Annotated in this window: 23 protein-coding genes; 8 read left to right on the forward strand and 15 right to left on the reverse strand. The window is 61.7% G+C overall.

The features are described 5' to 3' along the window. Positions 1–89: 89 nt before the first annotated feature. Positions 90–644, reverse strand: a complete 555-nt coding sequence (locus GRI65_RS05215) for a LemA family protein (RefSeq protein ID WP_202391118.1) — start codon at positions 642–644, stop codon at positions 90–92. A 70-nt stretch (positions 645–714) separates the two neighbouring features. On the opposite strand from GRI65_RS05215, the gene GRI65_RS05220 reads away from it, so the two are divergent. Beyond that, a complete protein-coding gene (locus tag GRI65_RS05220; RefSeq protein ID WP_160755420.1) occupies positions 715–1671 on the forward strand; it encodes a DUF3137 domain-containing protein in 957 nt (318 codons plus the stop codon). Between the two features lie 58 nt (positions 1672–1729). Here the strand turns inward: GRI65_RS05220 and GRI65_RS05225 are convergent, their stop codons facing one another. Genes GRI65_RS05225 through GRI65_RS05235 form a run of 3 tightly spaced genes read right to left on the reverse strand, consistent with a single transcriptional unit; the run spans position 1730 to position 4550 of the window. Beyond that, the gene (locus GRI65_RS05225) at positions 1730–2905 is read right to left on the reverse strand and encodes a carboxynorspermidine decarboxylase (protein ID WP_160755421.1); all 1176 of its coding nucleotides are present in this window, start codon (positions 2903–2905) and stop codon (positions 1730–1732) included. Positions 2906–2910: 5 nt separating this feature from the next. Beyond that, positions 2911–3336 carry a VOC family protein gene (locus tag GRI65_RS05230; RefSeq protein WP_160755422.1) on the reverse strand — a complete coding sequence of 142 codons (426 nt, stop codon included), beginning with the start codon at positions 3334–3336 and terminating at the stop codon, positions 2911–2913. A 2-nt stretch (positions 3337–3338) separates the two neighbouring features. Next, complete coding sequence (locus GRI65_RS05235; protein ID WP_160755423.1) at positions 3339–4550, reverse strand: saccharopine dehydrogenase family protein; 1212 nt, start codon at positions 4548–4550, stop codon at positions 3339–3341. A gap of 50 nt (positions 4551–4600) precedes the next feature. On the opposite strand from GRI65_RS05235, the gene GRI65_RS05240 reads away from it, so the two are divergent. The 3 genes from GRI65_RS05240 (at position 4601) to GRI65_RS05250 (ending at position 6506) form a co-directional block, all read left to right on the forward strand. Continuing rightward, on the forward strand, positions 4601–5563 hold the full coding sequence (locus GRI65_RS05240; protein WP_160755424.1) for a threonine ammonia-lyase: 963 nt from the start codon (positions 4601–4603) through the stop codon (positions 5561–5563). 62 nt (positions 5564–5625) lie between these two features. Further along, positions 5626–6075, forward strand: a complete 450-nt coding sequence (locus GRI65_RS05245) for an MAPEG family protein (protein ID WP_160755425.1) — start codon at positions 5626–5628, stop codon at positions 6073–6075. Beyond that, on the forward strand, positions 6072–6506 hold the full coding sequence (locus GRI65_RS05250) for an MAPEG family protein (protein ID WP_160755426.1): 435 nt from the start codon (positions 6072–6074) through the stop codon (positions 6504–6506). The genes GRI65_RS05245 and GRI65_RS05250 overlap by 4 nt, the downstream gene beginning before the upstream one ends. Positions 6507–6524: 18 nt before the next feature. On the opposite strand, the gene trxB is transcribed toward GRI65_RS05250, so the two are convergent. The 5 genes from trxB to otsB all read right to left on the reverse strand — a co-directional run bounded on the left by trxB (position 6525) and on the right by otsB (position 12413). Continuing rightward, positions 6525–7502: a thioredoxin-disulfide reductase gene (gene trxB / locus GRI65_RS05255; protein ID WP_160755427.1), complete on the reverse strand. Its 978-nt coding sequence runs from the start codon at positions 7500–7502 to the stop codon at positions 6525–6527. Between the two features lie 43 nt (positions 7503–7545). Beyond that, on the reverse strand, positions 7546–8340 hold the full coding sequence (locus tag GRI65_RS05260) for a tyrosine-protein phosphatase (protein ID WP_160755428.1): 795 nt from the start codon (positions 8338–8340) through the stop codon (positions 7546–7548). A 79-nt stretch (positions 8341–8419) separates the two neighbouring features. Continuing rightward, complete coding sequence (locus GRI65_RS05265) at positions 8420–9826, reverse strand: alpha,alpha-trehalose-phosphate synthase (UDP-forming) (protein ID WP_160755429.1); 1407 nt, start codon at positions 9824–9826, stop codon at positions 8420–8422. After that, positions 9823–11664 (reverse strand): glycoside hydrolase family 15 protein, encoded by a 1842-nt coding sequence (locus tag GRI65_RS05270; RefSeq protein WP_232843915.1) that lies wholly within the window; start codon positions 11662–11664, stop codon positions 9823–9825. Before GRI65_RS05270 ends, GRI65_RS05265 begins: the two co-directional genes overlap by 4 nt. Next, entirely contained in the window at positions 11649–12413 is a 765-nt protein-coding gene (gene otsB / locus GRI65_RS05275) for a trehalose-phosphatase (protein ID WP_160755430.1), read from the reverse strand. Before otsB ends, GRI65_RS05270 begins: the two co-directional genes overlap by 16 nt. 157 nt (positions 12414–12570) lie before the next feature. Between otsB and GRI65_RS05280 the strand changes: the two genes are divergently transcribed. From GRI65_RS05280 to GRI65_RS05295, 4 genes are all read left to right on the forward strand, one after another. Next, positions 12571–13545, forward strand: coding sequence for a hypothetical protein (locus GRI65_RS05280; protein ID WP_232843916.1), 975 nt, complete (start codon positions 12571–12573; stop codon positions 13543–13545). 10 nt (positions 13546–13555) lie between these two features. Continuing rightward, positions 13556–14041, forward strand: a complete 486-nt coding sequence (locus tag GRI65_RS05285) for a DUF11 domain-containing protein (RefSeq protein ID WP_160755431.1) — start codon at positions 13556–13558, stop codon at positions 14039–14041. A 76-nt stretch (positions 14042–14117) separates the two neighbouring features. Continuing rightward, positions 14118–15230: a DUF11 domain-containing protein gene (locus GRI65_RS05290; RefSeq protein WP_160755432.1), complete on the forward strand. Its 1113-nt coding sequence runs from the start codon at positions 14118–14120 to the stop codon at positions 15228–15230. A 115-nt stretch (positions 15231–15345) separates the two neighbouring features. Then, positions 15346–20313, forward strand: a complete 4968-nt coding sequence (locus GRI65_RS05295; RefSeq protein ID WP_232843917.1) for an isopeptide-forming domain-containing fimbrial protein — start codon at positions 15346–15348, stop codon at positions 20311–20313. Here GRI65_RS05295 and GRI65_RS05300 read toward each other — a convergent pair. The 6 genes from GRI65_RS05300 to GRI65_RS05325 all read right to left on the reverse strand — a co-directional run bounded on the left by GRI65_RS05300 (position 20310) and on the right by GRI65_RS05325 (position 26410). Next, on the reverse strand, positions 20310–20813 hold the full coding sequence (locus GRI65_RS05300) for a TspO/MBR family protein (protein ID WP_160755434.1): 504 nt from the start codon (positions 20811–20813) through the stop codon (positions 20310–20312). The two genes, GRI65_RS05295 and GRI65_RS05300, sit on opposite strands and share 4 nt — an antisense overlap. Before the next feature lie 42 nt (positions 20814–20855). After that, positions 20856–21446: a GNAT family N-acetyltransferase gene (locus tag GRI65_RS05305; protein WP_160755435.1), complete on the reverse strand. Its 591-nt coding sequence runs from the start codon at positions 21444–21446 to the stop codon at positions 20856–20858. A 91-nt stretch (positions 21447–21537) separates the two neighbouring features. Then, positions 21538–22698 (reverse strand): acyl-CoA dehydrogenase family protein, encoded by a 1161-nt coding sequence (locus GRI65_RS05310; RefSeq protein WP_408609025.1) that lies wholly within the window; start codon positions 22696–22698, stop codon positions 21538–21540. A 4-nt stretch (positions 22699–22702) separates the two neighbouring features. Further along, positions 22703–23917, reverse strand: a complete 1215-nt coding sequence (locus GRI65_RS05315) for an acetyl-CoA C-acetyltransferase (RefSeq protein ID WP_160755437.1) — start codon at positions 23915–23917, stop codon at positions 22703–22705. Next, positions 23914–25116, reverse strand: coding sequence for a CoA transferase (locus GRI65_RS05320; RefSeq protein ID WP_160755438.1), 1203 nt, complete (start codon positions 25114–25116; stop codon positions 23914–23916). The genes GRI65_RS05315 and GRI65_RS05320 overlap by 4 nt, the downstream gene beginning before the upstream one ends. A 43-nt stretch (positions 25117–25159) precedes the next feature. Then, positions 25160–26410, reverse strand: a complete 1251-nt coding sequence (locus GRI65_RS05325; protein ID WP_160755439.1) for an acetyl-CoA C-acetyltransferase — start codon at positions 26408–26410, stop codon at positions 25160–25162. Between the last annotated feature and the right edge of the window lie 122 nt (positions 26411–26532).

A 26532-nucleotide genomic window follows, 5' to 3' on the forward strand; every position in this document is an offset into this window, starting at 1 on the left:
CATTATGAATTTCAACTGAAAATTGGGCTCCTGGCGGGCGTGAACTGATTTAACGGTTGAAATTGGCCACAGCGTTCAGCACGCTGAATTCAGAAACTGACATTCGGCACCTGATCGACGACGCCTTTTTCGCTATCGTCGAGCCGGCTGAAATCCGCGGTCTTGAAGCCCAGCAGGTTCGCAAACAGTACCGCCGGGAAGCTCTCCATACCCGTATTATAGCGAGATACGGCGGCATTCAAGGCCCGCCGCGCCGCTGATAATTTGTCTTCAAGGTTCGCCAATTCGCCTTGCAGTGCCTGAAAATTGGTGTTGGCCTTGAGATCGGGATAATTCTCCGCCAGCGCCAGCAAGCGGTCCAGCGAAAGCTTCAACTGTGCTTCATCCGCGGAATTCATGGTGCCCTGCGCTGCCGTGTTGCGCGCGGTGATCACGGCATCGAGCGTATCCTGCTCATGCGCGGCATAGCCTTTGACCGTGCTGACCAGGTTCGGAACAAGATCATGTCGCTGCCGCAATTGGGCATCGATATCGGCGACGCCCTGATTAACGTTCTGCCGTAGGGCAACCAGTTGGTTGTAAATCACGATGACCAACAGTGCGACGCCCGCAAGCACTGCGATAATGACAATCATTTCGAACATGGACTAAACCCCCGATGTATCAGATGCTGATTGGTATAGAGTCCCGCCAATGATGGAAATGGCTTTATGAATGATTGAATTTCCAACCGCAGACAAATTGCTGGCCGGCCCGCTTGGTCTTTGGCTGGAACAACAGGCTGTCGTTCGCGAAAAGGCTAAGGTCGACGCGAATAACCGGTTGTTCAAGGCAAGTTTGCCCGGGGTATTCGTTCTGGTTTTCGTCTGGATACTGTTATCAATTCCGATAGAGATGAAACTCTTCGTCAGTTTTGGCGTCGCCGCGGCGGTCTGGTACTGGTCGCAGGCTCCGAAACGCAAGGCGGTGAAACAGGTCAAGACCGGCATCAACGAAGCCATCGCGCAGGCGCTGGACCTTTCCTACGTCCATGATCTCGAACCTGGCCTGGGGTTCGAAAACGCCAAGACGTTCAAGATGCTCCCGAACCACGACCGCGCCAGTTTCGATGATATGTGGAGCGGCCACACCGGTGGACACCCGTTCGTGCTGCATGAAGCAAGGCTGGAGGAGAAGCGCGGATCGGGCAAGAATACGCGCTGGGTCAAGGTGTTTCAGGGATCGATCCTGACTATCGGGTTCAGCCGGAATTTCCACGGCACAACGCTGGTATCGCGCTCGGGATCGCACTCGAAATTGTTCGGCGGGGCCAGGGACATGGTAAAGCTGGGAGGCCACAGGCTCGATTACGTCGATATGGTCCATCCCGGCTTCGAGGATATGTTCGACATTTATACCAACGACCAGGTCGAGGCCCGCTACCTGGTACACCCCGAATATGTCGAGCGGCTGATCGCTATCGAACAGGCCTTCAGCGGACAGGACATATGCGCCCTGTTTACCGGCGGCGATCTGGTAATCGCGCTCAATTGCGGAGACCTGTTTGAAAGCGGCTCAATCGAGGCGGTGGACGACCGCCGGCTGGTTGCGACCACAATCGACCAGTTTGCGCGGCTTGCGGAACTTGCCCAATCTCTCAATGAGCCGGAACGAACCGGTTTTTCCTCATGACCCGTCATCAATCTCGCCGGACCGATCGGAAACGCGGCGCGATATCAGCAAAGTACTATCAGGACAGGCGATCCCGGAAATCCTCGTAACCGAAGCTCTTGATCAGATCGAGGTTGTCGGTGTCGCTGTCCCACAGATAGATTGACGGCAACTGGACCCCGTTGAAGGTGTTGGTCTTGACCATGGAATAGTGCGCCTGATCGAGGAACGCGATCCGCTGTCCTGGCTCGCACGGCACCGGCAAGCGGTAATCGCCGATCACATCACCCGCGAGGCAGGACGGACCGCCCAGGCGCACGGGTTGGCCCTGCCCCTGTTCCTCATGCAGCATCGCTGGGCGGTACGGCGCTTCGATCACGTCGGGCATGTGGCAAGTGGCGGAGATGTCGGTAATCGCCAGCGGCACTCCGTTGACGCCATTGTCGAGGATCGTGCCCACCAGGATTCCCGCATCGAGCGCAACCGCCTCTCCGGGTTCGAGCATGATTTCGCAGCCGGTATCTTCCTTCGCGTCACGGAGAAATTCGACCAGTTCCTCCCGCTGGTAATCCGCACGGGTAATGTGGTGGCCACCGCCCATGTTAATCCATTTGAGCTGGCCGAAATACGGTTCGATCGCGTCGAACACCTTATCCCAGGTGTCCTTGAGCGGCTGGAGGTCCTGTTCGCACAGATTGTGGAAATGAATGCCCTCAACGCCCTCCATATGCTCTTCGGTGAGCTGTTCGAGCGGGAAGCCGAGCCGCGATCCGGGGCTGGAAGGATCATAGCGGGGTACTTCGCCGGTCGCGACCTGCGGATTGATCCGCAGCCCGATATCGAAGCCCTGGCCGCTGCTGCGGGCATGGTCGATGATCAGCGCGGCCCGTTCCATCTGGCCAGGCGAGTTGAAGATGACATGGTCGGAAAGGCGGCAGATTTCCTCCAACTCGTCCGGCTTGTACGCCGCGCAATAGGTCGCAATCTCGCCGTCGTAGAATTCCGAAGCCAGCCGCGCTTCCCACAGGCCGGAGGTACAAACGCCGTCGAGAAATTCTCCGATGATCGGCGCGACCGACCACATGGAGAACGCCTTCAGCGCCGCCAGCACCTTGATATCCGCCGCATCGCGGATATCCGCCAGGATTTTGAGATTGGACCGCAGTTTTGCCGCGTCCACTACGAACGCGGGACTGTCGATACGGGAAAGGTCAAAATGGGCGAAGGCGCCCGGATCACCGGCTTTCGTTTCCATGGCGGTCAGGTACCGAACACGATGTTGCCATCGTCATCGATGGAGAATGCGGGATTGTAGGCGATTTCCCAAGCATGGTCGTCGGGATCGGCAACATACCCGCGAAGCCCCCCAATCGGCGGAGCGTCGGCGGGCCGCAGCACTCGGCCGCCGGCCGCGACCAGATCATTCATCAGTGCCTTCACCTCGCTTTCAGCGCGAACATTGTGCGCCAGCGCGAAGGCTCCTGGCCGGAGCAGTTCGCCGCGCGCCATGTCCGCTTGCAAAGAGGTATCGGCAAAGGTCGACAGGATGAGGCCGTTTAGCTGGTAAAAAATGATCTCGTCATTTTCGAACACCGGTTTCCAGCCGAAGCCGTCGACATAGAAACGGCGCGACTTTTCCAAATCGCGCGATCCAAGAGTAATGAGGGAAACCCGTGGCTCAGCCATGGTCAGAACTCGACCGGCCCATCCAGTTCCTCGACCTTCCACGGCAGGCCGTGCGCGTTGAGCATTTCCATGAACGGATCGGGGTCCATCTGCTCCATGTTGAACACGCCGTCACCCGACCATTTGCCGGTCAACATCATTGCACTGCCGATCATCGCGGGAACGCCGGTGGTGTAGCTCACCGCTTGGTTGCCGGTTTCCTCATAGGCATCCTCGTGATCGCAGATGTTGTTTATATAGAACGTCTTCTCGCCCGAACCGTCCAGCGCTTCTCCGGTTGCAATGACGCCGATGTTGGTCTTGCCCTTGGTGGTTTCGCCCAGCGATTCCGGCTTGGGCAGCACCGCGGCGAGGAACTGGAGCGGGATGATATCCCGGCCTTGGTACTTGATCGGCTCGATGCTGGTCATGCCGACGGCCTGCAGAACCGTCAGATGGGTGATGTAGGCATCGCCGAAAGTCATCCAGAACCGTGCCCGCTCCAGTTCGGGAACGAACTTGGCAAGGCTTTCAAGCTCCTCGTGATACATCAAATAGGCGTTTTTCTTGCCGACGCCTTCGAAGTCAAATTCGGTCCTGATCTGCATGGCGGGGGTTTCGACCCATTCGCCGTTCTCCCAATGACGTGCCGGCGCGGTCACTTCGCGGATGTTGATTTCCGGATTGAAGTTGGTCGCGAACGCCTGCCCGTGATCGCCGCCGTTGCAATCGAGGATGTCAAGTTGGCGGATGGTTTTCAGCTTGTGCTTCTTGAGCCATATGGTGAACACGCTGGTCACGCCCGGATCGAAACCCGACCCCAGCAGCGCCATCAGGCCCGCTTCCTTGAACCGGTCGTGATAGGCCCACTGCCAGTGATATTCGAACTTCGCTTCGTCCTTGGGTTCGTAATTCGCGGTATCGAGATAGCTGACGCAGGCTTCCAGGCAGGCATCCATGATCGGCAGGTCCTGATACGGCAGCGCCAGATTGACCACCAGCGAAGGCCGCACCTTGCGGATAAGATTGACCATCGCGGGCACTTCTTCGGCGTCGATTTCATAGGTCGCCACGTCGCGCCCTGTGCGCTGCTTCACGCTGGCGGCGATACTGTCGCACTTGCTCTTCGTGCGGCTCGCCAGATGGATATCGCTGAAGATATCCGCATTCATGGCCATCTTGTGGACCGCGACCGAACTGACGCCGCCTGCGCCGATAACCAGAACTGTAGACATGTTTACTCCAGAATATTGGTGTTTTTCTGGCAACGCATTAGGCGGTAACAATGTTTCAAGAAAGCCCCCGCGCTCCGACAAATGACGGAGTTCACCGCGCAGCCGCGAAAATAGGCGCAATTCTGCCGCCAACACCCTTGCTGCCGGTGGAAATCGACGGGGTGACATGCTGGGTCAAAGCGGAAAACCTGCAACCGATCGGCGCATTCAAGATCCGCGGCGCATGGCACCGGATGAGCGACCTGACCGCGGAAGAGCGGGTGCGCGGCGTCGTGGGCGTGTCCAGCGGAAACCATGCCCAAGGGGTGGCCTGGGCGGCGCGGAAGCTTGGTATTGCCGCGACCATCGTCATGCCGCGCGACGCGCCGCAGATGAAGCTGGAAGCGACCCGGGCGCTCGGCGCGGACGTTGTGCTATACGAAAGGCCGGGCGAGGACCGCGATGCCGTGGCCAATCAGCTGTGCGAAGAAACCGGCGCAGTGCTGGTCCATGCTTATGCCGATCCGTGGGTGATCGAAGGGCAAGGCAGCGCCGGGATCGAGATCACCGCGCAACTGGGGCGTCAACCGTCCGCAATCATCGCTTGCTGCGGTGGCGGCGGGCTATCGGCAGGCCTCGCCCTCGCCTGTCCGGAAAGCCGGATTGTAACGGTGGAGCCGGAAGGCTGGGACGATCTGGCACGCAGCCTTGCGACGGGCAAAATCCTGCCGGTCGGGCTCAACCCGCCTCCCACCGCTTGCGACGCCTTGCAAACGCCGGTGACGGCGCCGGTCAACTTCGCAGTTCTTAATGGCCGTGCGGAGGCTGGCCTCGCCGTGTCGGAATTCGAAGTCCGGCGGGCCCAGCGCTTCGCCTTCGCCCGTTTGAAACTGGTACTAGAACCGGGCGGTGCCGCGGCGCTGGCGGCGGGCCTCGCCGGGAAGGTCGCGCTCGATGCCAACAGCGTGATCATGCTGACGGGCGGAAATGTCGATCCGGCGGCTTTCGCAATGGTGCTGACCAGCGGAAATTAGGTTGCAATTGACAATTGACTGGCGCCGCGCCAGTTTCCTGGAAAATATGGAGGGGATTTTCAATGCAGGCTCAAATGCTCGCGCCGGCAGCCGTACTCGTACTTTGGTCGCTGGTCATGCTTTACTGGATGGCCGCTACGCGCGGACCGGCGATGAAGAAGATGGAAGGCGGGCTTGGCGCGGCGAAACCTGGCGGACGGGGCCAGGATCTTGAGGGCCGCATTCCCGACAGGGTCAACTGGATAGCCCATAATTACACCCACCTGATGGAACAGCCGACGATCTTCTATCCGGCGGTGATCATCCTCGCGCTGGTCGGAAGCACAGGCCTCGATATCCTGCTCGCATGGATTTATGTCGGGATGCGGATCATTCATTCGATCTGGCAGGCGACGGTGAACAAGGTTCCGGTCCGTTTCCTGATGTTCCTGGTGTCGACCATCGCGCTGACAATCCTCGCCATTCGTGCAGTTATGGCTACCCTGTTCGCCAATCCGGCAGCCCTGTCATGATCGGCGCGGCGATCCTCCAGCCGGTCGTCGCCCTGATGATCTGGACCATGGTGATGTGGGTGTGGATGTACGCCACCCGCATTCCGGCCATGTCCCGGGCGCCGGATATCGAAGCGCCGGGCAAGCTGGTGGGTAGCACCGGGGCTGACCTCCGCGCCAAATTGCCGAGTAGTGTGAGTTGGAAGGCCGACAATTACAATCACTTGCACGAAGCGCCGACCGTGTTCTACGCGGTCGCCATCGTGCTGGCGGTGATCGGCCAGGGTGACGGGATGAACGCGTTGCTCGGGTGGATCTACACGGGCCTGCGGGTTACCCATTCACTGGTACAAGCGACGGCAAATCGCGTCCTGGTGCGCTTTGTCCTGTTCGCCCTGTCGAGCCTGGTGCTGATGGCGCTGATCCTGCACGCAGCGCTGTCGGTGTTCTAGCGCCGCTGGGTGGCCGGACTACTCGGCCGCTTCGCGCGCTTCTTTCTTCGCGAATTCCATTGTCGCGAGGAATTTCTCCGCATCGAGCGCGGCCATGCATCCTGTGCCCGCGGCAGTAACCGCCTGCCGATAGGTATGGTCCATCACGTCACCGCAAGCGAACACTCCGGGCAGGATTGTCTTCGGGGTGCCCGGTTCGACAACCAGATAACCGCTTTCATCCATCGGCAACTTGCCCTTGAACAGCTCGGTTGCCGGGGCGTGGCCGATCGCCACGAAGGCCCCGTCGACCTCAAGCTGGCTGATTTCGCCGGTTACGGTGTCCTGCAACTCGAGCGCTTTCAGCCCGCCGGCCAGCGGATCGCCAAGGAAGCGGGTGACCGCCTTGTTCCACATCGGGGTGATCTTCTCATTTCCGAACAACCGGTCCTGCAGGATCTTCTCCGAGCGGAGCGTATCGCGTCGGTGGATCAGGGTCACATCGTCGGAATGGTTGGTGAGATACAGCGCCTCTTCGACCGCAGTGTTGCCGCCGCCGATCACCGCGACTTTCTTGCCGCGATAGAAAAATCCGTCACACGTCGCGCAGGCCGAGACGCCCTTGCCGCCCAGTTCCTGTTCGCCCGGTACGCCTAGCCACTTGGCCTGCGCCCCGGTCGAGATGACCAGCGTATCGCCGATATAGATATCGCCGCTGTCACCGATCGCCCTGTAGGGCGGACCGTTCGCGAGATCGACTTCGACTATCGTGTCCCACATCATGCGCGTGCCGACATGTTCGGCCTGCGCCTGCATTTCCTGCATCAGCCATGGCCCCTGGACCACATCCCGAAATCCGGGATAATTCTCGACATCGGTGGTGATCGTCAGTTGCCCGCCCGGCTGCAATCCCTGCACGACAATCGGCTCGAGCGCCGCGCGGGCACCGTAAATGGCCGCCGAAAGCCCGGCGGGGCCGGAGCCGATGATCAGCATGCGGGTGTGATGGGTCGCCATGGTGTGCTTTATTTCCGTGTTGTGTTCCGAGAGCGGAATCTGGTTACGCTTCGATCAGATGCAAGCGCAAGGCGTCGCGCCGCGCGCCGTCAACCTCCAGCACATCCGCGAGGAACGCGTCGAGAGAGCCGTGCTCCCTCTCCACAGATTTGCGCATCGCCGACAGGTAGCGTGCGTCGACCCCCATGAGGATGCGGATGGTAGAATCCGCGATAGGTCCCCATTTTGCGCGAATAGTCTCCGCCCCGGCGGCCACGCGAGCATCGAGGTCGCCCGCGGTGTTGGTGAGAAGGAAATCCTCCATCGCGTCGTCGGGATGAACGTCCAGTGCGTGATGCAGCAGTGCAACCGCCATGCCGGTCCGGTCCTTGCCCGCCAGGCAGTGGACCAGGCTTGGCCCCTCACCAGTCGCCAAGGCCTCGAAATACCGTTTCAGGATTACAATGAGCGGCGCCCGGAACGGGAGGTTGGCGTAAAGCGCTTCCATCTTGGCATGTGCTGCAGTCTCGTCCAGCGCATCGCGCGCGGCTTCGACATGAGGCGCCAAGGCCGCCGTCTCTCCGTCGTAAAACACGACCTCGCCGCCAAATTCAGGATGCCGGCGGCAGGGATACGACTGCCGCTCGCCGTTGCCGCGCATATCGATGATGTAACGGAGGTCGAGCGCGGCAATAGCCTCCAGATCGGCGTCGCTCGCGCCGGAATGCTGGCCGGAGCGGAACAGCATTCCGCGTTTTACGGCACCGCCGCCTATAACTGCATATCCCCCGTAGTCGCGGAAATTATGCACGCCCGACAAGTTCAGGACACGTGACGGGTCTTCGGCGCTTTTGTTCATGGTCAGCCGCTTGCCAGCCGTCGTTGCAGGGGACAACCCCCGCCAAGGCGCGACGAACAAAAATCACGAGGTTCGCGGGTCAGCCATCCGAGTTTTGCTGCGAGATCGGCAGCGAGGCCAGATCGCCGGTGAAATTTTCCGTCCACCGCTGGATATTGTCATCGCGTACGGTCTTGATCAGCGCGTCCCACCGCTCCTTGCGCTCTTCCCGCGGCATGTCGAGCGCCTGCTTTATCGCATGGCTGAGCTCGTCGGGACTATGCGGATTGACCAGTACCGCCTCGGGCATTTGCAACGCGGCCCCGGCAAAGCGCGAGAGGATCAGGACGCCGGGATCTTCCGGGTCCTGCGCCGCGATATACTCCTTCGCCACCAGGTTCATCCCGTCCCTCAGCGGGGTGACCAGTGCAATCTTGGCCGCACGGTAGAAACCGCACAATTCGGCCAACGAATGTCCCTTGTTGACGTAGCGGATGGGGACCAGGTCGACCTCCGACCGCGCGCCGTTGATCTGCCCGGTCTTCTGTTCCAGCTGGGTGCGGATTTTCTGGTAGGATTCGACATCCTCCCGGCTCGGCGGCGCGATCTGGATGTAGACCAAATCACGGACATGCTGGGGATGTTGGTCGAAAAACCGCGAGATGCCGTCGATCCGCTCGGGCAGGCCCTTGGAATAATCCAGCCGGTCGACACCCAGCATCGCGGTCCGGTGGCGGGTGCTCGCAAGCAGCCGCTGCGCCGCTTGCCGCGCATCGCCAGTACCCGCCTGGTCCATCACATGGTCGTAATCGATCCCGATGGGATAGGCCCGGGCGTGGACCGTGCGGCCCCCGAGTGTAATGCGGCCAGTGTCTTCGTCGACATCCGCGCCCAATTCTTTCTGGCAGTAATGCAGGAAACTTTCGAGCCATTCGCGGGTCTGGAAACCGATCAAATCGTATTCCAGCATCGTGCGTACCAACCGGTCATGGTAAGGTAGCGAGACGAACAGCCGGGTGGGCGGCCACGGAATGTGGAGGAAGAACCCGATCCGGTTCTTCACCCCGCGCGAGCGCAGCCGTTCACCCAATGGCAGCAAATGATAATCGTGCACCCAGACAAGGTCGTCGGGTTCGATCAATGGTCTCACACTTTCTGCGAAATGCTCGTTAACCCGTTCATATCCCCTGCCAAACTCGCGCTCATACTCGGTCAGGTCAATTCGATAATGGAACAGCGGCCACAGGGTCGAATTTGCGTACCCATTGTAATATTCCTCGACGTCCTGCGCGGCGAGATCGATGGTGGCGGTGGTGACGCCTTCCGCCCGCTGGATCGAGATTTCTCCGGTGAATTCCGCCACTTCGTCGCCGGACCACCCAAACCAGATGCCGCCGTTCCGCTTCAAGGCCGAGTTCAACGCTCCGGCGAGGCCTCCTTGCGCTCCCGCTACGCCGCGAGCCTTGGGCACCGCAACGCGGTTGGAGATCACAACAAGGCGGCTCATCTGACTGTACTCCATGGTTTCGACAGCAGGCCAGCGCAGTTGATCACGCCCACGAGGGAATAGGTCTGTGGGAAATTACCCCACAACTCCCCGCTGTCGTAGTCGAGGTCTTCGGACAGCAGGCCCGACTTCGTTCGATGGCTGAGCATCGCGCCGAACAGGACACGGGCTTCGTCATCGCGGCCAACCAGGTGCAGCGCCTCGATCAGCCAGAAGGTGCAGACGTTGAACGCGGTTTCCGGCGCTCCGAAATCGTCTTCTGCCGCGTATCGTAGCATATGTTCGCCCCGCCGCAGAGTCTTCTCGATCGCGGCGAAGGTTGACTGGAACCGGGGATTGTCCGGTGCAAGGAACCGCAGTTCCACCATCTGCAGCAAACTGGCGTCGAGATAATCGCTCTGGAACGACGCCCCGTAGTGGCCGCCATCTTCGCCGTTTTCGACCCAAGCTTCCTCCTCGATCTTCGCCCGGATGACTTCGGCGCGCTCGGTCCAGAACTGCTTCCGGTCAGGCTTGCCGATTGCGCCCGCGACATTGGCGAGCCGGTCGCAGGCCGCCCAGCACATGACGGCTGAATAGGTGTGCACTTCCTTGCGGGTGCGAAATTCCCACAGCCCCGCGTCGGGCTGGTCGTGCATGGCCCAGGCGCTGTCGCCGACCTCTTCCAGCGCGGCAAAATCGTGGTCGTCGGCCATTCTTAGCAGCCGCCGGTCGAAGAAGGCCTGCGCCGTAGGCAGCACGATCTGGCCGTAGCAGTCATACTGGACCTGCTTGTAGGCCGCATTGCCCCGGCGGACCGGCCCCATCCCGCGGTATCCGGCGAGGTGCGCGGCGGTTGTCTCGTCCAATTCCCCCTCGCCCATCACGGAATACAGGGGCTGGATCTGCCCGCCCCTCGCTCCATCGACGATATTTCGCAGGTAGCCGAGATACTTTTCCAGCACGTCCAGCGCACCGAGGCGGTTGAGCGCCTGCACGGTATAATAGGAATCGCGGATCCAGCAGTATCGGTAGTCCCAGTTACGCTCGCTGTTCGCGGCTTCGGGGATGGACGTGGTGAGCGCTGCCACGATAGCGCCGGTTTCTTCGTGCTGACATAGCTTCAACGCGATGGCGCAGCGAATGACCTCCTCCTGCCATTCTAGTGGGATATGCAAACCGCGCACCCACAGTTTCCAGTATTTTGTAGTCAGCTGGTCCATCCGCCGCAGTTCGGACCGGAGATTGCCGAAAAACGGCTCATCGGGGCCGAGGAAGAAATGGTGGTCGGTTTCTAGCCGGAAAAAGCGCGCCTCATGGATATAGCCGATGGGAGCGTCGGTGCTGAGCCGCATCGCCTGCGTCCCGATCAGGTAGCGGATGTGATTGGTCCCGCTCGTCGTTTCGGCGATCTTGACACCGTAATCGGTCATCGGGCGCAGGACCACGCGTATGCGCGGCGTTCCGGCCACCGGACGGACGATGCGCGCAAAAGCGACAGGGCGGTACATCCTGCCGGACAGTTCGAAACGCGGGCAGAAGTCCCGGATTTCCGCTGCGGAACCGTCAGCCGCCTCAAGCCGCGTGACCAAGGTTGCGGTGTTACGCTCGTATGCCTGGCTTTCGGAAACCTGCCCTTCCAGTTCAAACCGCCAGACACCTGCTTCTCGGCTGTCACCGTTTAGCAACGCGCAGAACACCGGGTCACCGTCAACGCGCGGCACGCAACCCCAGACCAGCGCGCCGTACCGGTCGATGAGGCCGCTGACCTGGCAATTGCCAATTGGCCAGAGCTCCAGGTTCGACGCATGCAGGGCATCCTTCTGGTTCATTTCGGCAGCGCTCAAGGCTTCAGCCATTCATATACATCCTTCACATTTTCAAGGCAGTATTTTGCATTACTAGATTCTCTCTCACCTACACCAATGCCAAAGCCGCCAAAGTCCGTCGCCGCGATGAAGCCGTCCTCGTCTGTCACGTCATCCCCGATGAAGACCGGCATTGCTCCAGCAAACACCGGTTCGGCCATGAAAACCCTGACCGCACCATCCTTACCGACACCGGCCCGCACAAGTTCCACAACCGCCTTGCCTTTCTTCACCTGAAGGCCGTGCCTTTTCGCCTGGTCCCGGGCAAATGCGTGCGTGCGGGCGGCAAGTTCGGGCCGCGAGCGGAAATGCAGCGCAGCGCCGTGCGTCTTGGGTTCGAAAGCGAGGCTTTCGGCGGCGGCGAACTCCTCCAGCGCCGTCATCGCGGCGGGTGGAATCGCTTCTGGAGGCTCGCCGATCGATGAACCTTCCGGATCGCAGCGCGCGCCACCGTGAGATCCGGCACGGAAGATCGGCGGATTTCCGAGGTACTGCGCGAGGTCTTCGAGCGAGCGCCCGCTGATCAGGGCTAGTCTACCCGCAAGGCGCTCGGACAAGGCCGCCAGCGTGTCGGGCAGATCCGGCGGAACCACGATGGTATCGGGCCCGCTGGCGATCGGAATCAGGGTCCCGTCGAAATCGAGAAACAGGGCGACAGGGCGCGCGGCCGTGAGTTCGGCCAGTGAAGGCGGCGGGAGGAGATGCGAAGTATAGCCCATGTCCGGCAATCTTACGGACAACAGGCCACCAATCAAACAGGAATACGAATTTCCATGCACTGGCGCATTTCGTTAACCCTGATGATCGGCGGGCAATGGCCATTGCATGGTTCTCTCGCACCGACCTCTATGCATCTCTACTTACGGACCGTTAACCATTTCGGCGTAAGCGGCGGGAATGACCTATGTAAAAGCCCTTAGCGCCGGCGTTATCGCCCTATCCGCCCCTGTCCTGTTTTCGTCCCCGGCGGCCGCCGGCGGCATTGCCGCTGGCACACTGATCGAAAACACGGCGTCCGCCACTTACCGCGTCGGCGCGCAGAATTTAGGCGCCGATTCCAACACCGTTGTGCTGCGGGTTGATGAATTGCTGGACGTCACGGTGGCATCGCAAGACAGCGGACCGGTGCCGGCTACCGGCCCGACTGCCGTGCTCACTTTTTCCATCACCAACACGGGTAACGGTCCCGAAGCGTTCAACCTCACGGTAAACCCCGATACCCCCGGCAACGATTTCACTCCGGTGGTCGACGGGATCGCCGTCGATACCAATGGCAACGGGGTCTACGATCCCGGCGTTGACCAGATCCTGGGAGCATCGGCTCCGACCGGCCTGCTCGATCCGGACGTATCGCTGATAGTGTTTGTGCTGGTAACCGTTCCCGGCACCGCCGCCGATACCGACACCGCCGTCGTGAACCTGCTGGCCGAGGCGGTGACCGGCACCGGTGCACCGGGGACAGTCTTCGCGGGCCAAGGCGAAGGCGGCGGTGACGCCGTAGCCGGCGCTACCGGTGCCGATGACGATGACGATGCGACGGTAGTGGTCCGCGCCATTGCGGTCGCCATCTCCAAGTCGGCAACGGTTGTCGATCCGTTCGGCGGTTCGCAGCCTGTTCCCGGCGCGATCATAACCTACACCCTGCTGACAACCGTTTCGGGAACCGGAACCATCGAAGTGCTCGATGTCACCGACGCGATCCCGGCCGGCACGTCTTACCGAAGCGACAGCCTCGCGCTCGACGCCGCACCGCTCACCGATGCGGTGGACGGCGACATCGGCAGCGCTTCCGCCGCGGGTATCGATGTCGCCATTGGCGACGCTTCGGCCGGCGACAGCTTCAACATCACGTTCGATGTGATCATCGATTGAGGGATTTGCGATGAAACAGAATTTCCTGCTCAAGATACTCGCTGCCGCATCGATCGGTCTCGGCGCTGCATGCCTCGCACCAGTCGCCGCGGCGCAAGAAGCCCTGTCCTTTGAAGGAACAGCGTTTGTCGAAAAGACGGTCATCGAGGATGGCGCTGAAAAAACTGTCCAGTTGCCGACCGACACTGTCGTGCCGGGGGACCTCATCGTCTTCAACACGGCTTACCGCAACAGCGGCGCCGAGCCGGTCGAGGATTTCGTGGTGACCAACCCGATCCCCGCGGCCGTCGCGCTGTCCGATGCATCCGCGGCGGTTCTCAACGTCTCGGTCGATGGCGGCAAGACGTTCGGGACGCTTTCCTCGCTCAAGGTGGCGGTGGAACCGGAGGGTGACCGCCCGGCAGTCGCCGCAGACGTGACCCATATCTGCTGGACGCTCGACGTGGTCGCGCCCGGCGATAGCGGAACACTGACTTACAAGGCTTTTGTGCGCTGACCCCAGGAAGGGGAAAGGGCCAAAATGATTAACAACCACAAGAAGTTACGAAGATCAAGTTGAAGGGACCAATTCCATGACACGTACCAGAAAGATAATGGGGGCAGTAAGCGCGACCGCGCTGATTGCCATGAGTTCTACCCAGGCCCAGGCTGCCGGCGTAACCGCCGGTGCTTCGATTCAGAACACCGTAACCGTCGATTACCGGGTTGGCGCCGCGCAGCAGACCGCTGTGCAGGCGTCTGACACCTTCGTAGTCGATCGCAAGGTCAACGTGACGATTTCAGAAGTCGGCAACACCACCACTTCGGTGTCGCCCGGCCAGATCGAGGCCGTAACTACCTTCGATGTTACCAACCTGTCGAACGCGACCATCGATTTCGCACTGTCGGTGGCGCAGCAAACCGGCGGTGCCGGCGCGCATTCCAACACCGACACGTTCGACGTCACCAACGTCAGAATCTACCTCGACGATGGCGGCACTCCGAGCGTTTATGACGGCACGAACACCGAGGTAACCTATCTCGACGAAGTGGCTGCAGACGCGACCGTTCGCGTGCTGGTGGTCGCCACCGTTCCGTTGACGACCGGTTCGCCGGTCCGTAATGTCACAACCGACGATGTTGCGGCTGTCACCCTGACGGCAAACGCTCACGAATCGGGCGCTTCCGGTTCGCTCGGCGCTGAACTGGTATCCTCGGCCGGTGCCAACACCACCAGCGTGGAAACGGTTCTGGCAGACGCCGCCGGTGCTACGGATGCCCAGTATGACGGCGCATTCTCGGCCAAGGACGACTATACGGTACTGGCTGCGGCGCTCTCGGTTGTGAAAATCAGCTCGGTGATCAGCGATCCGGTCAACGGCGCCACCAATCCGAAGCTGATCCCCGGCGCGGTAGTCGAATACTGCATCGCCGTGAGCAACAGCGCGGGGGCCACTGCCGAAGATATCACAATCACCGACGTCCTGCCGGTCGAAGTTGAATATCTCGCGGCTTTCGGCGTGCTGATCAACGGAACTTATGACAACAACGGCACGGCGGGCGACACGACCGACGATACCTGCACCGCTGGTGCCGGTGCCGGCGCATACGATGGTCCGGGGCGCGAAGTGTCGGGTACCTTGAATGATCTCGACGCTGGTGACGCGCTGACGCTCGTTTTCCGCGCCACCATCGACGCGAGCTGAACCTTGGGTTCGGGGCGGCACTCAATAGCCGCCCCGTACTCGCTGTAGACCGTTCGTGATGTGCTTGCCCTCCTTTAGGCTTGCCCTGGCTTCGCTGCTCACCGCGGTGGCAATGATGCTGGGCGGAAGCCTGCAGGCGCAGACCATCACCAACATCGCTGAAGCTCGCTGGAATTCTGGCGGGCAGGACTTCTCGATCCGGTCAAACGAGGTCAGCTTCGATATTGCCCCGAATGCGGCGATTATCGAAACATTCCGGCTCGCCCCGGGCGGGCCGACTACAGTCAATTTCACTCCTTCGCTGTGCGGCAACCCGCGAGCGCCGCTGGCCATCGGCGGCACCGGTAACGCGCCGATCACCGTCAACACCAGCCGCGATTTTTCCACCGGCGATATGTTGGTGTTCGAGATCATCGCGGCGGCCGCCAACCTTGATCCAAACGCCGTCGACCGGCTCGAAGCGGTGCTCACCAACACCTCTGGCGACCGGGAAACCCTCGAGATTTTCGAAACCGGGGCGAATACCGGGTCGTTTGTCGGTGCGATCCGGATCGTCACCATTCCCCCGGCCCCGGTTGCCGGCGACTGCCGACTCAGCTCCGGCCAAGGCGATGTTGTAACGATCGAGGGCCGGCGTGTAGGCCTCGCCGCAGTGATTGCGGCGACGACCGTCAACATACTGGCAGACCCATACGGGCTCGTGTTCGATAGCGAGGACGGAACCCCGGTTTCGGGCGCGACCGTAACGCTGATCGATGTTGCAACAGGTCTTCCCGCGGTAGTCTTTGCCGATGACGGGATCACCAGCTGGCCTCCGACCGTTATTTCCGGCCAGTCGGTTACCGATAGCGGCGGGACTGTCTACCCCATGCGGCCCGGAGAATACCGCTTCCCGCTGACGTCGCTGGGCCAGTACCGGCTCGAAATCACGCCGCCCTCCCCCTACAGCGCGCCATCGGTGGTTGCCGCAGCCCAACTGGCCAACCTGACACGGCCCGACGGCGGGGCGTTCACGATCGGTAGTGGTTCGTACGGCCAGAGCTTCGACCTTGTCTCAATCGTGCCGGTACGGATCGATATACCCCTCGACCGGCCAAGTGTTGCGGTTGGCCTGACCAAGACAGCCTCACGAGCGTCTGCGGTTCCGGGCGACGTCGTGTTCTATACCGTAACGGTCACGAACCCCGACAACGCCCGTGGCAAATCCGGCGTGGTGGCGACCGATACCCCGTCCACGTGGCTGCGCTTGCGGCAGGATTCCGTGCGGATCGACGGTGCCGAGGCAGCAGGAGCGCTTAGCGTAAGCCCGGATGGACGCAAATTCGCGGTCCGTCTTGGCGATATTGCCCCCGCCGCCCGCCATACCATAACCTACGCCATGACTGTTCGCGCCGACGCACCTCCGGGTGACGCGGTCAACCTGGCAGAGAGCGTCGATTCGCGCGGAAATATCGCCAAGGCTAGCGCCGTCCTTAAAATCGAGCGCGATATCCTGTCGAACCGCATGACCATCATCGGCCGGATTACCGCAGGCGAATGCCTGCTGGACGGACCACGCCTCGGCGTACCGGGCGTGCGGGTCATGCTCGAAGACGGCAGCTTTGCGATTACCGACAGCGAAGGTCGCTACCATTTCGAGGGGATCGTCCCCGGCACCCATGTGGTGCAAGCCGCGGGGCAGACCCTTCCAGAGGGATCACGCTTCATCGATTGCAGCAATTCCACCCGAAATGCCGGCAGCTTAAATTCGCGGTTCGTGATTGGTCAGGGCGGCAGCCTCGTCGTCGCGGACTTTGCCGCGACGCTGCCGGAAGGCTGGCTGAAGGCGGAAACCCTGCCGGAACCGGAAGAAACCTATCGCGATGCCGCCGGTGCCGAGACCGATTGGCTGACCTTGGGCGATGGACCTGACGATTTCCTGTTTCCCGCGATCGACCATAATCCGCGCGCCCCTGCCATCCGGGCGGTAATCCGCCACCGCGCCGGCAGCACTGTGGAACTCTCTGCCGAGGGCAAGCGGGTCGATCCGCTGACTTTCGAAGGCACCCGCACCGATGCCAACGGCAAATACGCGGTCAGCATCTGGCGCGGCGTACCGCTGAAGACCGAAACCACCCGTCTGAGCGCACGTATCCTCGATGCTAAGGGCGGTGAAACCGCGGTGCTCACGCGTCCGGTGTTCTTCACCTCCGTGCCGGCCCGCGCCGAATTGATCGCCGCATCTTCGAAACTTGTCGCGGACGGCGAAACCCGCCCGGTTGTTGCGGTGCGGATGACCGATCGGCATGGACGCCCTTTGCGCGACGGCATCTCCGGCCAGGTTGCCATCAAGGCCCCTTACGAAAGCGCGCAGGCCCTCGACACGATGCAGCTTCGCCAATTGTCAAACTCTGGCGGAACGGCCCCAACCTGGACCGTCACGGGCGATAACGGCATTGCCCTGATCGAACTCGCTCCGACGATGGTCAGCGGGCCGCTGCATCTCGATTTCAACTTCGTGGAAGACCAGATCACCCGCCAGCAGACCCTCGAAACATGGATTGTTCCCGGCGACATGAAGTGGACGCTGGTCGGCCTCGCCGAAGGTGCAGTTGGCAGCCGCGAGATCGCGGACAATATGGAACGCGCCGGCAATTTCGACAGCGATCTTGGCAACAACGCCCGCGTCGCTTTCTACGCCAAGGGCCGCATCCTGGGGCAGTACCTCCTCACCGCCGCCTATGACAGCGCCAAGCAGCGCGCGGACCAGCCGCTGTTCGGCGCGATCGATCCCAACGCCTATTACACCATCTTCGCCGATGGTTCCGATCGCCGGTTCGACGCGGCATCGCGGGAAAAACTCTATGTGCGGATCGAAAGCGCGCGCTTCTACGCGCTGTATGGCGATTTCGAAACCGGCTTCGACCAGACCGACCTCGCGCGTTATGTCCGCTCGGCCACCGGCGTCAAAGCCGAGGGCGATTTCGGTGCGGTCCAGGTACAGGGCTTCGCCGCCGAGATCGCTACCCGTTACCGACGCGACGAAATCCAGGGCAACGGCCTTACCGGACCCTACAGCCTGTCGAGCCGCGCAATCATCGCTAACAGCGAACGCGTGGTCCTGCAGATCCGCGACCGGTTCCGTTCGGAGCTGATCGTCAGCGAACGGCAGCTAACCCGCTTTGTCGATTACGACATAGACCTGCTGTCCGGCACGATCACATTCGCCCAGCCGGTGCTAAGTCGTGACTTCAACTTCAATCCACAATTCATTGTAATTGATTATGAAGTTGATCTACTGTCTTCAGGCGGCGAATGGAATGCAGGACTGCGGGCCAACATCACCAACGCCAGCGAAACCGTGCGGGTCGGCGTTACCCTAGTCACCGACAAGGGCGATGCGGCGCGCACCAATCTGGCGGCGCTCGACGTCCTCGCCCGCCTTGGCGAGACAACCGAATTGCGCGCCGAACTCGGGGCCAGCCGCGCGGTTGGTCTGACGGACATGGCGTGGCAGGTCGAAGCCGAACACCACACGGGCGACCTGGACATTCTCGCGTATGCACGCTCGATCGACAGCGACTACGGCACCGGCCAGCAAAACTCCGGCGAACGCGGACGGCGCAAGGTCGGTCTCGATGGTCGCTACGCCGTCACCGAACAGCTGACCGTGACCGGCAGCATCTGGAACGATGACAGCCTGACCGACACAACCAGCCGCCGCGCAGTCCAGCTGCTATCGACCTACACTTCGGGCGATACCGACCTGCGCCTCGGCGTCTCGCATTTCTCGGACCGGCTCGGGACCGGCGAACGCGCCAATTCGACCGTGCTGGAAGCGGGTGCTACCCAGCGCCTGCTCGATAACCAGCTTGAACTTAGCGCCAACAGCAGCATCGCGCTCGGCACGGCGGAAGCGATCGACCTGCCCTCCAGCTACGTGTTCGGCGCCCGATACGCCCTGACCAGCAACGTCCGCTTGATCGGGGCTTACGAAATCGCCGAGGGTGAGCGTTTGAAAGCGCGGACCGTGCGCGGCGGGATCGAAGTGACCCCGTGGACCGGCGGGAGGGTCGTCTCGTCCCTCGGGCAGCAGGATATCTCGGAATTCGGCAAACGCAGCTTCGCCGCCTTCGGGCTGGCGCAGTCGTTCCAGGTCTCATCCGAACTGGCGCTCGACGCCACGCTGGACGGCAACCGCACGCTGAGCGGCGGAGATGCATCGAAGCTGGTCAATCCTGCGCAGCCCGCGGCCAGCGGCGGACAGATTTCCGGTTCCGGCAATCTGTTCGAGGATTTCACTGCCGTCACGCTTGGAACTGCATGGCGCAAGGGCCCATGGGCGGCGACGGCACGGGCCGAACTCCGCGATGGCGAACTGGCCGACCGCACCGGGTTCACCTTTGGCGCCATCCGCCAGCTGGGTGAAGGCAGTGTCGTCGGCTCGGGCTTTGCCTGGACCCGCGCGGAAAGCGATACCGGCCAGAGCACCGAAATCTTTGATGGGGCGATCTCCGCTGCCCATCGTCCGGAGGAAGGCGAGTTCGCCTTCCTCACCAAGCTGGAGTACCGAAGCGACCGGGCTGTAAACGCGGTTGCAGGCGAAACCGACGCATCCGGCCGCACCGCGTTGACCGTCACCGGAGACGCCCAGTCGCGCCGCCTGATCGGCAGCCTTTCAACCAATTGGCACCCCATCGCCAAGCGCAACGAGGACACCCGCAGCGGATACACCCGGGAAGCCGCTGAAATCGGAGTTTTCGTGGGTGCCCGTTACAATTTCGACAGCTACGAAGGGTTCGACCTTGCCGGCTGGAGCGTATTGGGCGGACTCGAGGCGCGCGTGGCGGTGGGCGAGCGTTTCGAAGTAGGCGGCACAGCAACCGTTCGAAGCAACATCAGCGACGGGACGACAAGCTTCGCGATCGGCCCGCAAATCGGATTCACTCCGGCGGACAACATGCTGCTCACGGTCGGATACAATGTTTCCGGCTTCCGCGACGATGACTTCTCCGCCGCGCGCAACACCGACAAGGGCGTGTTCGCAGCCTTGCGCGTCAAGTTCGACGGCGACGCGTTCGGATTCCTCGGCCTGCGCCGTTAAGTCCCGGCTTCCCGTTCATCTGCATGAGGCGTGCCGAACGGACGGTTCAGCGTAACGATCTTTGCATTGAGAGCCGACGCAAAGGTCACCCAGAGAAAATAGGGCGCAATGAGCCACGCGGCGAAAGATGACCATTGTGCCAGTCCGATAATTAGCGCGAGCACGGACGCCCACAGAAAGGGCACTTCCACAAGTGCCCAGTCAGGGCGCCTGGCCTTGAAAAACAGCGGCGACCAGAGGAAGTGGAACACGAAATTGACCGCGTAGAGCGTGATGAGGATCCCGTGATCACCGGCGTCGTCAGTGCTGCGCCACGCGATTACGAAGGCCCATGCCGCCAGTCCCAGGATGATCGTCCACGCTGGCCCGAACAGCCAGTTAGGCGGCTGCCAAGACGGCTTCTTCAGGTTGTAATACCATTCGTCGATTTTCGTCAGAGCGCCGCCTCCGGCTGCCAGGATCGTGGCCCAGGCGATGGCGAAGATGACTTCGAAGCTCATTGACCGAGAGTAGGTACCCGGAGCCGGATAAGCAAGGAGCCGCTACCCGCCATCACGCTCCGCGAATTGCGCGAAGATTGCCGGCATACCGGGAACATCGCTCTCTGCCCTGAGCGAGATAAGCGCACTGGCGATATCGATGTCGAATTCGGCGACCTCGCGGCTCTGTTCGGTCCGCTTACCACCAAGCGAACGGGTCAGGGCGATCGCGGGCCGGTTTTCCGGGAGAATGTCGACGGTAAATCGCTCGATCCCTTCCCGCTGGCAATCGAGCAGCAGCACCGCTGTCAGCAAACGAGCGAGACCGAGGCCGTGGTATTCGTCGGTCACAGCAACCGAGAACTGGGCTGTCCGGGGATCGTCTCCTTCACGAAAAGCATGGACCACGCCGATTGCCGGTTGCTCCTCAATATCCGTCCGGATCGCACCCCACGCGATGTGATCATGTCCATCCACGTCGAGCAAGTCGTCGATCACCCGTTGTGGCGGCTCGGTAAGCCCGGAAAAGAACCGGAGATAGCGCGACTCTGGGGACAGCCGGGCAATCCCGTCGCGAAGTCGCTGCTCGTCATCCTGCCTAACGCCGCGGATGCAGACGGGTGTGCCATCAATCAGAAATGTGTCGAAGATCATGTTTCAATGGCCCGACCGGGCTGCCTGCGCCCGAGAACCGCAGCTTGCGACGGATCGCGGATTGAATCAACGCCCAGCGCGGCAGACTGCGTCAGTAACTGCGCGGCAGTCCCAGAACGTGTTCCGCCAGATAGGACAGGATCAAATTCGTGCTGATCGGCGCAACCGTATACAGCCGCGCCTCGCGGAACTTGCGCTCCACATCGTATTCTTCCGCGAAACCGAAACCGCCGAAGGTCTGTACGCACATATCGGCCGCGGCCCAGCTGGCTTCCGATGCGAGAAGCTTGGCCATGTTGGCTTCCTCGCCCGCGTTGCCGCCCTGGTCGTATGCGGCGGCTGCGTGATGGACCATCAACTCCGCCGCGCGCATCTGCGCATAGCAGCGGGCGATCGGGAACTGCACGCCCTGGTTCTGGCCGATCGGCCGCGCAAAGACGGTGCGATCCTTCGCATAGGCCGCCGCTTTCTCGATGAACCATTTGGCATCGCCGACACATTCGGCAGCGATCAGGATGCGTTCCGCGTTCATGCCGGACAGGATGTAGCGGAAGCCCTTGCCCTCTTCCCCGATCAGGCTGGAGGCGGGGATGCGCATGGCGTCGAAGAACACTTCCGTGGTCGAATGGTTCATCATCGTACGGATCGGTTTGATCGACATGCCGCCGGCGTCGCGGGCCTCCCGCATGTCGACGAGGAAGATCGATAGCCCTTCGGTCTTGCTCGCCGCTTCTTCGGGCGGGGTAGTCCGGGCGAGCAGCAACATCAGGTCCGAATGTTCTGCGCGGCTGGTCCATATTTTCTGGCCGTTCACGATATAATCGTCGCCGTCCCTGACCGCGACAGTGCGCAGCGACAACGTGTCCGTTCCGCTCGCCGGTTCGGATACCCCGAAGGCCTGAAGTCTCAGTTCGCCGCTCGCGATGCGGGGCAGATATTCGGCCTTCTGCGCATCGCTGCCATACCTCAGCAGCGTGTTCATGATGTACATCTGGGCATGGGCCGCGCCGCCATTGCAGCCGGACGCCTGGATTTCCTCCATGATGACCGCCGCCGCGTCCAGTTTGAGCCCGCTGCCGCCGAATTCTTCAGGGATCAGTGCGGCAAGGAAACCTGCTTTGGTCAGCGCATCGACGAACTCGGCGGGATAATCCCGAGCCCGGTCCTTCGCCCGCCAGTATTCGCCGGGGAATTCCTCACACAGCGCCCGGACCGCGCGGCGGATTTCAGTAACATCCTCGTTCTCGGTCACCGTATCAATCCGCCCGCTCGAACACCGCGGCGATCCCCTGACCGCCGCCGATACACATGGTTTCAAGACCGTATTTTGCATCGCGACGCTGCATCTCGCGAGTTAGATTGGCGAGGATCCTGCCGCCAGTGGCGCCGATAGGATGGCCCAGCGAAATGCCGGAGCCGTTGACGTTCAGGATATTGTGACGGCTGTCATCGTCCGCCCAGCCCCACCCCTTGAGGCATGCGAGCACCTGCGGCGCGAAGGCTTCATTCAGTTCGATCAAGCCGATGTCGTCCCATGACAGGCCATTGCGTGCGAACAATCGCTCCGTCGCCGGGACAGGGCCAAAGCCCATCCGCGCCGGATCGCAACCTGCTGCCGCCCACGAATGGAAGAAGGCAATTGGCTCGAGCCCAAGTTCTTCAAGCTTGTCTTCCGCCACCACCAGGCAGGCCGCGGCGGCGTCGTTCTGCTGGCTGGCGTTGCCCGCCGTGACGACGCCGCCTTCCAGCGGCCGCAATTTGCCGAGTGTCTCCATAGAGGCGTCGGCACGGAAGCCTTCGTCCCTGGCAAATACGACCGGATCAGCCTTCCTCTGAGGTACCTCGACCGGCACGATTTCGTCATCGAACAGGCCCTTGTCCCATGCCGCCGCTGCACGCGAATGGCTGCGGACAGCATAGGCATCGCAGGCTTCGCGGCTGATGTCCCAGTCGCTGGCGAGGTTTTCCGCCGTCTCGATCATGCCCGAGATCACGCCGTAGCGTTCTACCGGTTGGCTCATAACCCGCCCGCGGGTCAGGCGGTCATGGAGCGTCAGGTTGCCCGCACGCACGCCGCCGCGAACATCTGTGGTGTAATGTTCGACATTCGACATGGATTCGCAGCCACCCGCGACGACTACGTCGGACACCCCGGTCTGGACCATCATCGCCGCGTTTACGGCCGACTGCAGGCCCGAACCGCAGCGCCGGTCGAGCTGGTAGCCGGGCACTTCCTCCGGCAACCCGGCGAGCAGCCAGGACCAATGCGCGATGCAGGGCGCTTCGCCGCTGCCGTAACCCTGTGCGAAAATCACCTCGTCGACCCGCGACGGATCGAGTTTTGTCCGCTCCATCAGCGCCTTCAGGACAACCGCGCCGAGTTGCCCGGCGGTCAGCGGTGCAAGGCTACCGCCGAACCGGCCGACGGCGGTGCGGATCGGGGAAACTATGGCGGCGCGGCGTAGGGTCATGAACATATTCCTGCAATTCCGGTATCGACAAGACGGGCGATATCGCCCGAAGACAAGTTGAGATGGCGGGTAAGGACCTCCTCGGTATGCTCGCCATTGCGCGGGGCCGCCAGCGGCCCACCGCGTTCCATTTGCGGGACCGTGCCGAACGCACCGGCGGCAGGATAGGTGAAACCGCTGGGATTGTCTGCGGATTGGCTGAACATCGGGTTCTCGGTCACCATGGCCGGATCCTGCGCCGCGTCGAGCATCGTGCGATAGGTACTGTGGACGATCCCCGCAGCGTCCAGCGTTGCGGCCAACTCGGCATGGCGGCGGCGCGCGAATTCGGCTTCGAACAGCGGATAGAGTGCGTCGCGGTGGCTAAAGCGCAGACCGTCGTCCGCCGCAAAGGACACACCGCGTTCGGCCTCGAGCGCGGCAACGTTATCTTCGAGACTTAACGCTGCGAGCAGTTTTGCCCATTGCCGGTGGGTAACCACCACGACCATAACGCGGTGGCCGTCAGCGGTGAAGAAATCGCGCCCGAACAGGCCGTAAACCGCATTGCCCAAGCGTGGACGGTTCTCGCCCGAATACAGCACCTCGGCAATTCCGCCGAGGTTTGCGGCGGTGCCAATTGCAACATCCGACAGCGGAACGCGCACTTCACTGCCCTCCCCCGTCGCGCTGCGCCGCTGGATTGCGGCGAGCAGCGCGAAGGCGGCATAGGCGCCGGTGAGCAAATCCCAGGCCGGAAGCACATGATTGACCGGTTCCGGCCCCGCTCCAGTCAGCATTGGAAATCCGACGGCGTTGTTGACGGTATAGTCCAGCGCCGGCGAACCATCGGGCCAGCCCATCACCCGCACCGTCACCAGATCCGGACGCATCTTCGCCAGGACCGCGTGGGAGAGAAACCCTTCTGCCGGAAAATTGGTGATGAACTGCCCGGTTGCAGCCACCAGTTCCTGCAGCAACTCACGCCCCTCTGGCCGGGACAGATCGAGCGCGACAGACTTCTTGGCGCGGTTAAGGTTTTCCCAATACAGCGACGAATTGTCAGCAGTCACCGGCCAGCGATGGTAGTCCGGTCCGCCGCCAATCTGGTCAACGCGGATCACTTCGGCCCCGAACTGCGCGCAATACAGCCCCGCCGTAGGCGATGCCACGAAGGACGACGCTTCGATGACAGTCAGGCCGCCGAGCATGTCATACATTGGGGTTTTCGACCCGTAAAATTGCCGCCGCCGGGCCCAAGGTTCAGAGCCGCTCGATGATGATCGCCGGGGCCATTCCGCCCGCGGCGCACATGGTGACCAGTCCGTAACGCCCGCCGGTCCGCTCCAACTCGTCGAGCGCGGTTCCGATCAGGATCGAGCCGGTCGCGCCGATCGGATGTCCAAGCGCAATCGCCCCGCCGTTGACGTTGACCTTCTCGCGGTCGAGATCGAGATCGCGAATGAACTTCTCGGCAACGACCGCGAAGGCCTCGTTGATTTCCCACACGTCGATGTCGTCCTTGGAAAGGCCGGCCTTCGCGAGCACCTTCTCAGCCGCCGGCACTGGGGCATTCAGCATCAGTGTCGGATCGTCGCCCTGGTTGGCATAGGCTACAATGCGGGCGCGTGGTCTGAGGCCGTGTCGGTCCGCATAATCCTTGCTGGTGACCAGGATCGCGGCTGCCCCGTCGACCACGCCGGATGAATTGCCCGCATGATGCACGCCCCTCCATTCGAGGTCGGGATAACGCCGGGTTATCTGCTTGCGGAACGTAATCCCGCCGCCGAGATCGAAATCCGCCATTCCGTCGAAACTGGCCCGAAGTGCGGTCAGCCCTTCCATCGTGGTTTCGGGGCGAGGAAATTCTTCGTGATCCAGCGCGACCGAACCGTCGGGGTTGAGGACCGGGATTAGCGATCCCTTGAAGCGGTCTTCACGGATCGCACGATCAGCGCGCTGCTGGCTGATCAGCGCCAGCGCATCGAGTGCCTCGCGGTCAATGTTCTCGCTGGCAGCAATCGCATCGCCGCAAACCCCCTGGTGGCTTTGCGGGTGGAGTTCATCAAGATCGCGGTTGCCTGATCCCATGCCCATCGGCTGCATTCCGGCATTCGCCTCTTCAGCGCCCAATTGCGCGGTGTAACTCATCATTTCAGTGCCGCCCGCAATAACGCAGTCTTCCATACCCGACATCACCGACGCCGCGGCGAGGTTGACCGAGGTAATTCCGCCGCCGCAGAACCGGTCGAGCGTAGTACCGGATGCTGCGGTATCGTAACCTGCCGCCAGCGCAGCCATGCGGCCGAGATCACCGCCCTGCTTGCCTTTCTGGGTTGAGGTCGACCAGACGATATCATCGACCGTCGCGGTATCGAGATCGTTGCGGTCCTTGATCGCGGCCAGCACCGTGGCCGCCAGATGCTGCGGATGCAGATGGGACAGAGCGCCTTTGCCGGGTTTGCCAATCCCGCGAGGCGTTCGGACGGCGTCGATGATATAGGCGTCGGGCATGTCGGCAATTCCTCCCAAGTCCGTTCGGACAGGTTCTGTTATGATTTTGCGGTCTCCGTATCCCTGAATATCCCAGAGATTGCCAGCATCATCCCGCGTTCAAATAATCGGCCTTTTGCGCG

The organism is Allopontixanthobacter sediminis (assembly GCF_009828115.1).
In the GTDB taxonomy this organism is placed as follows: Bacteria; Pseudomonadota; Alphaproteobacteria; order Sphingomonadales; family Sphingomonadaceae; genus Allopontixanthobacter; species Allopontixanthobacter sediminis.

Coding starts and splice junctions, on each gene's coding strand:
- GRI65_RS05215 (WP_202391118.1), bottom strand. CDS start 644: ATGTTCGAAATGATTGTCATTATCGCAGTGCTTGCGGGCGTCGCACTG.
- GRI65_RS05220 (WP_160755420.1), top strand. CDS start 715: ATGATTGAATTTCCAACCGCAGACAAATTGCTGGCCGGCCCGCTTGGT.
- GRI65_RS05225 (WP_160755421.1), bottom strand. CDS start 2,905: ATGGAAACGAAAGCCGGTGATCCGGGCGCCTTCGCCCATTTTGACCTT.
- GRI65_RS05230 (WP_160755422.1), bottom strand. CDS start 3,336: ATGGCTGAGCCACGGGTTTCCCTCATTACTCTTGGATCGCGCGATTTG.
- GRI65_RS05235 (WP_160755423.1), bottom strand. CDS start 4,550: ATGTCTACAGTTCTGGTTATCGGCGCAGGCGGCGTCAGTTCGGTCGCG.
- GRI65_RS05240 (WP_160755424.1), top strand. CDS start 4,601: ATGTTTCAAGAAAGCCCCCGCGCTCCGACAAATGACGGAGTTCACCGC.
- GRI65_RS05245 (WP_160755425.1), top strand. CDS start 5,626: ATGCAGGCTCAAATGCTCGCGCCGGCAGCCGTACTCGTACTTTGGTCG.
- GRI65_RS05250 (WP_160755426.1), top strand. CDS start 6,072: ATGATCGGCGCGGCGATCCTCCAGCCGGTCGTCGCCCTGATGATCTGG.
- trxB (WP_160755427.1), bottom strand. CDS start 7,502: ATGGCGACCCATCACACCCGCATGCTGATCATCGGCTCCGGCCCCGCC.
- GRI65_RS05260 (WP_160755428.1), bottom strand. CDS start 8,340: ATGAACAAAAGCGCCGAAGACCCGTCACGTGTCCTGAACTTGTCGGGC.
- GRI65_RS05265 (WP_160755429.1), bottom strand. CDS start 9,826: ATGAGCCGCCTTGTTGTGATCTCCAACCGCGTTGCGGTGCCCAAGGCT.
- GRI65_RS05270 (WP_232843915.1), bottom strand. CDS start 11,664: ATGGCTGAAGCCTTGAGCGCTGCCGAAATGAACCAGAAGGATGCCCTG.
- GRI65_RS05280 (WP_232843916.1), top strand. CDS start 12,571: ATGACCTATGTAAAAGCCCTTAGCGCCGGCGTTATCGCCCTATCCGCC.
- GRI65_RS05285 (WP_160755431.1), top strand. CDS start 13,556: ATGAAACAGAATTTCCTGCTCAAGATACTCGCTGCCGCATCGATCGGT.
- GRI65_RS05290 (WP_160755432.1), top strand. CDS start 14,118: ATGACACGTACCAGAAAGATAATGGGGGCAGTAAGCGCGACCGCGCTG.
- GRI65_RS05295 (WP_232843917.1), top strand. CDS start 15,346: ATGCTGGGCGGAAGCCTGCAGGCGCAGACCATCACCAACATCGCTGAA.
- GRI65_RS05300 (WP_160755434.1), bottom strand. CDS start 20,813: ATGAGCTTCGAAGTCATCTTCGCCATCGCCTGGGCCACGATCCTGGCA.
- GRI65_RS05305 (WP_160755435.1), bottom strand. CDS start 21,446: ATGATCTTCGACACATTTCTGATTGATGGCACACCCGTCTGCATCCGC.
- GRI65_RS05315 (WP_160755437.1), bottom strand. CDS start 23,917: ATGACCCTACGCCGCGCCGCCATAGTTTCCCCGATCCGCACCGCCGTC.
- GRI65_RS05320 (WP_160755438.1), bottom strand. CDS start 25,116: ATGTATGACATGCTCGGCGGCCTGACTGTCATCGAAGCGTCGTCCTTC.
- GRI65_RS05325 (WP_160755439.1), bottom strand. CDS start 26,410: ATGCCCGACGCCTATATCATCGACGCCGTCCGAACGCCTCGCGGGATT.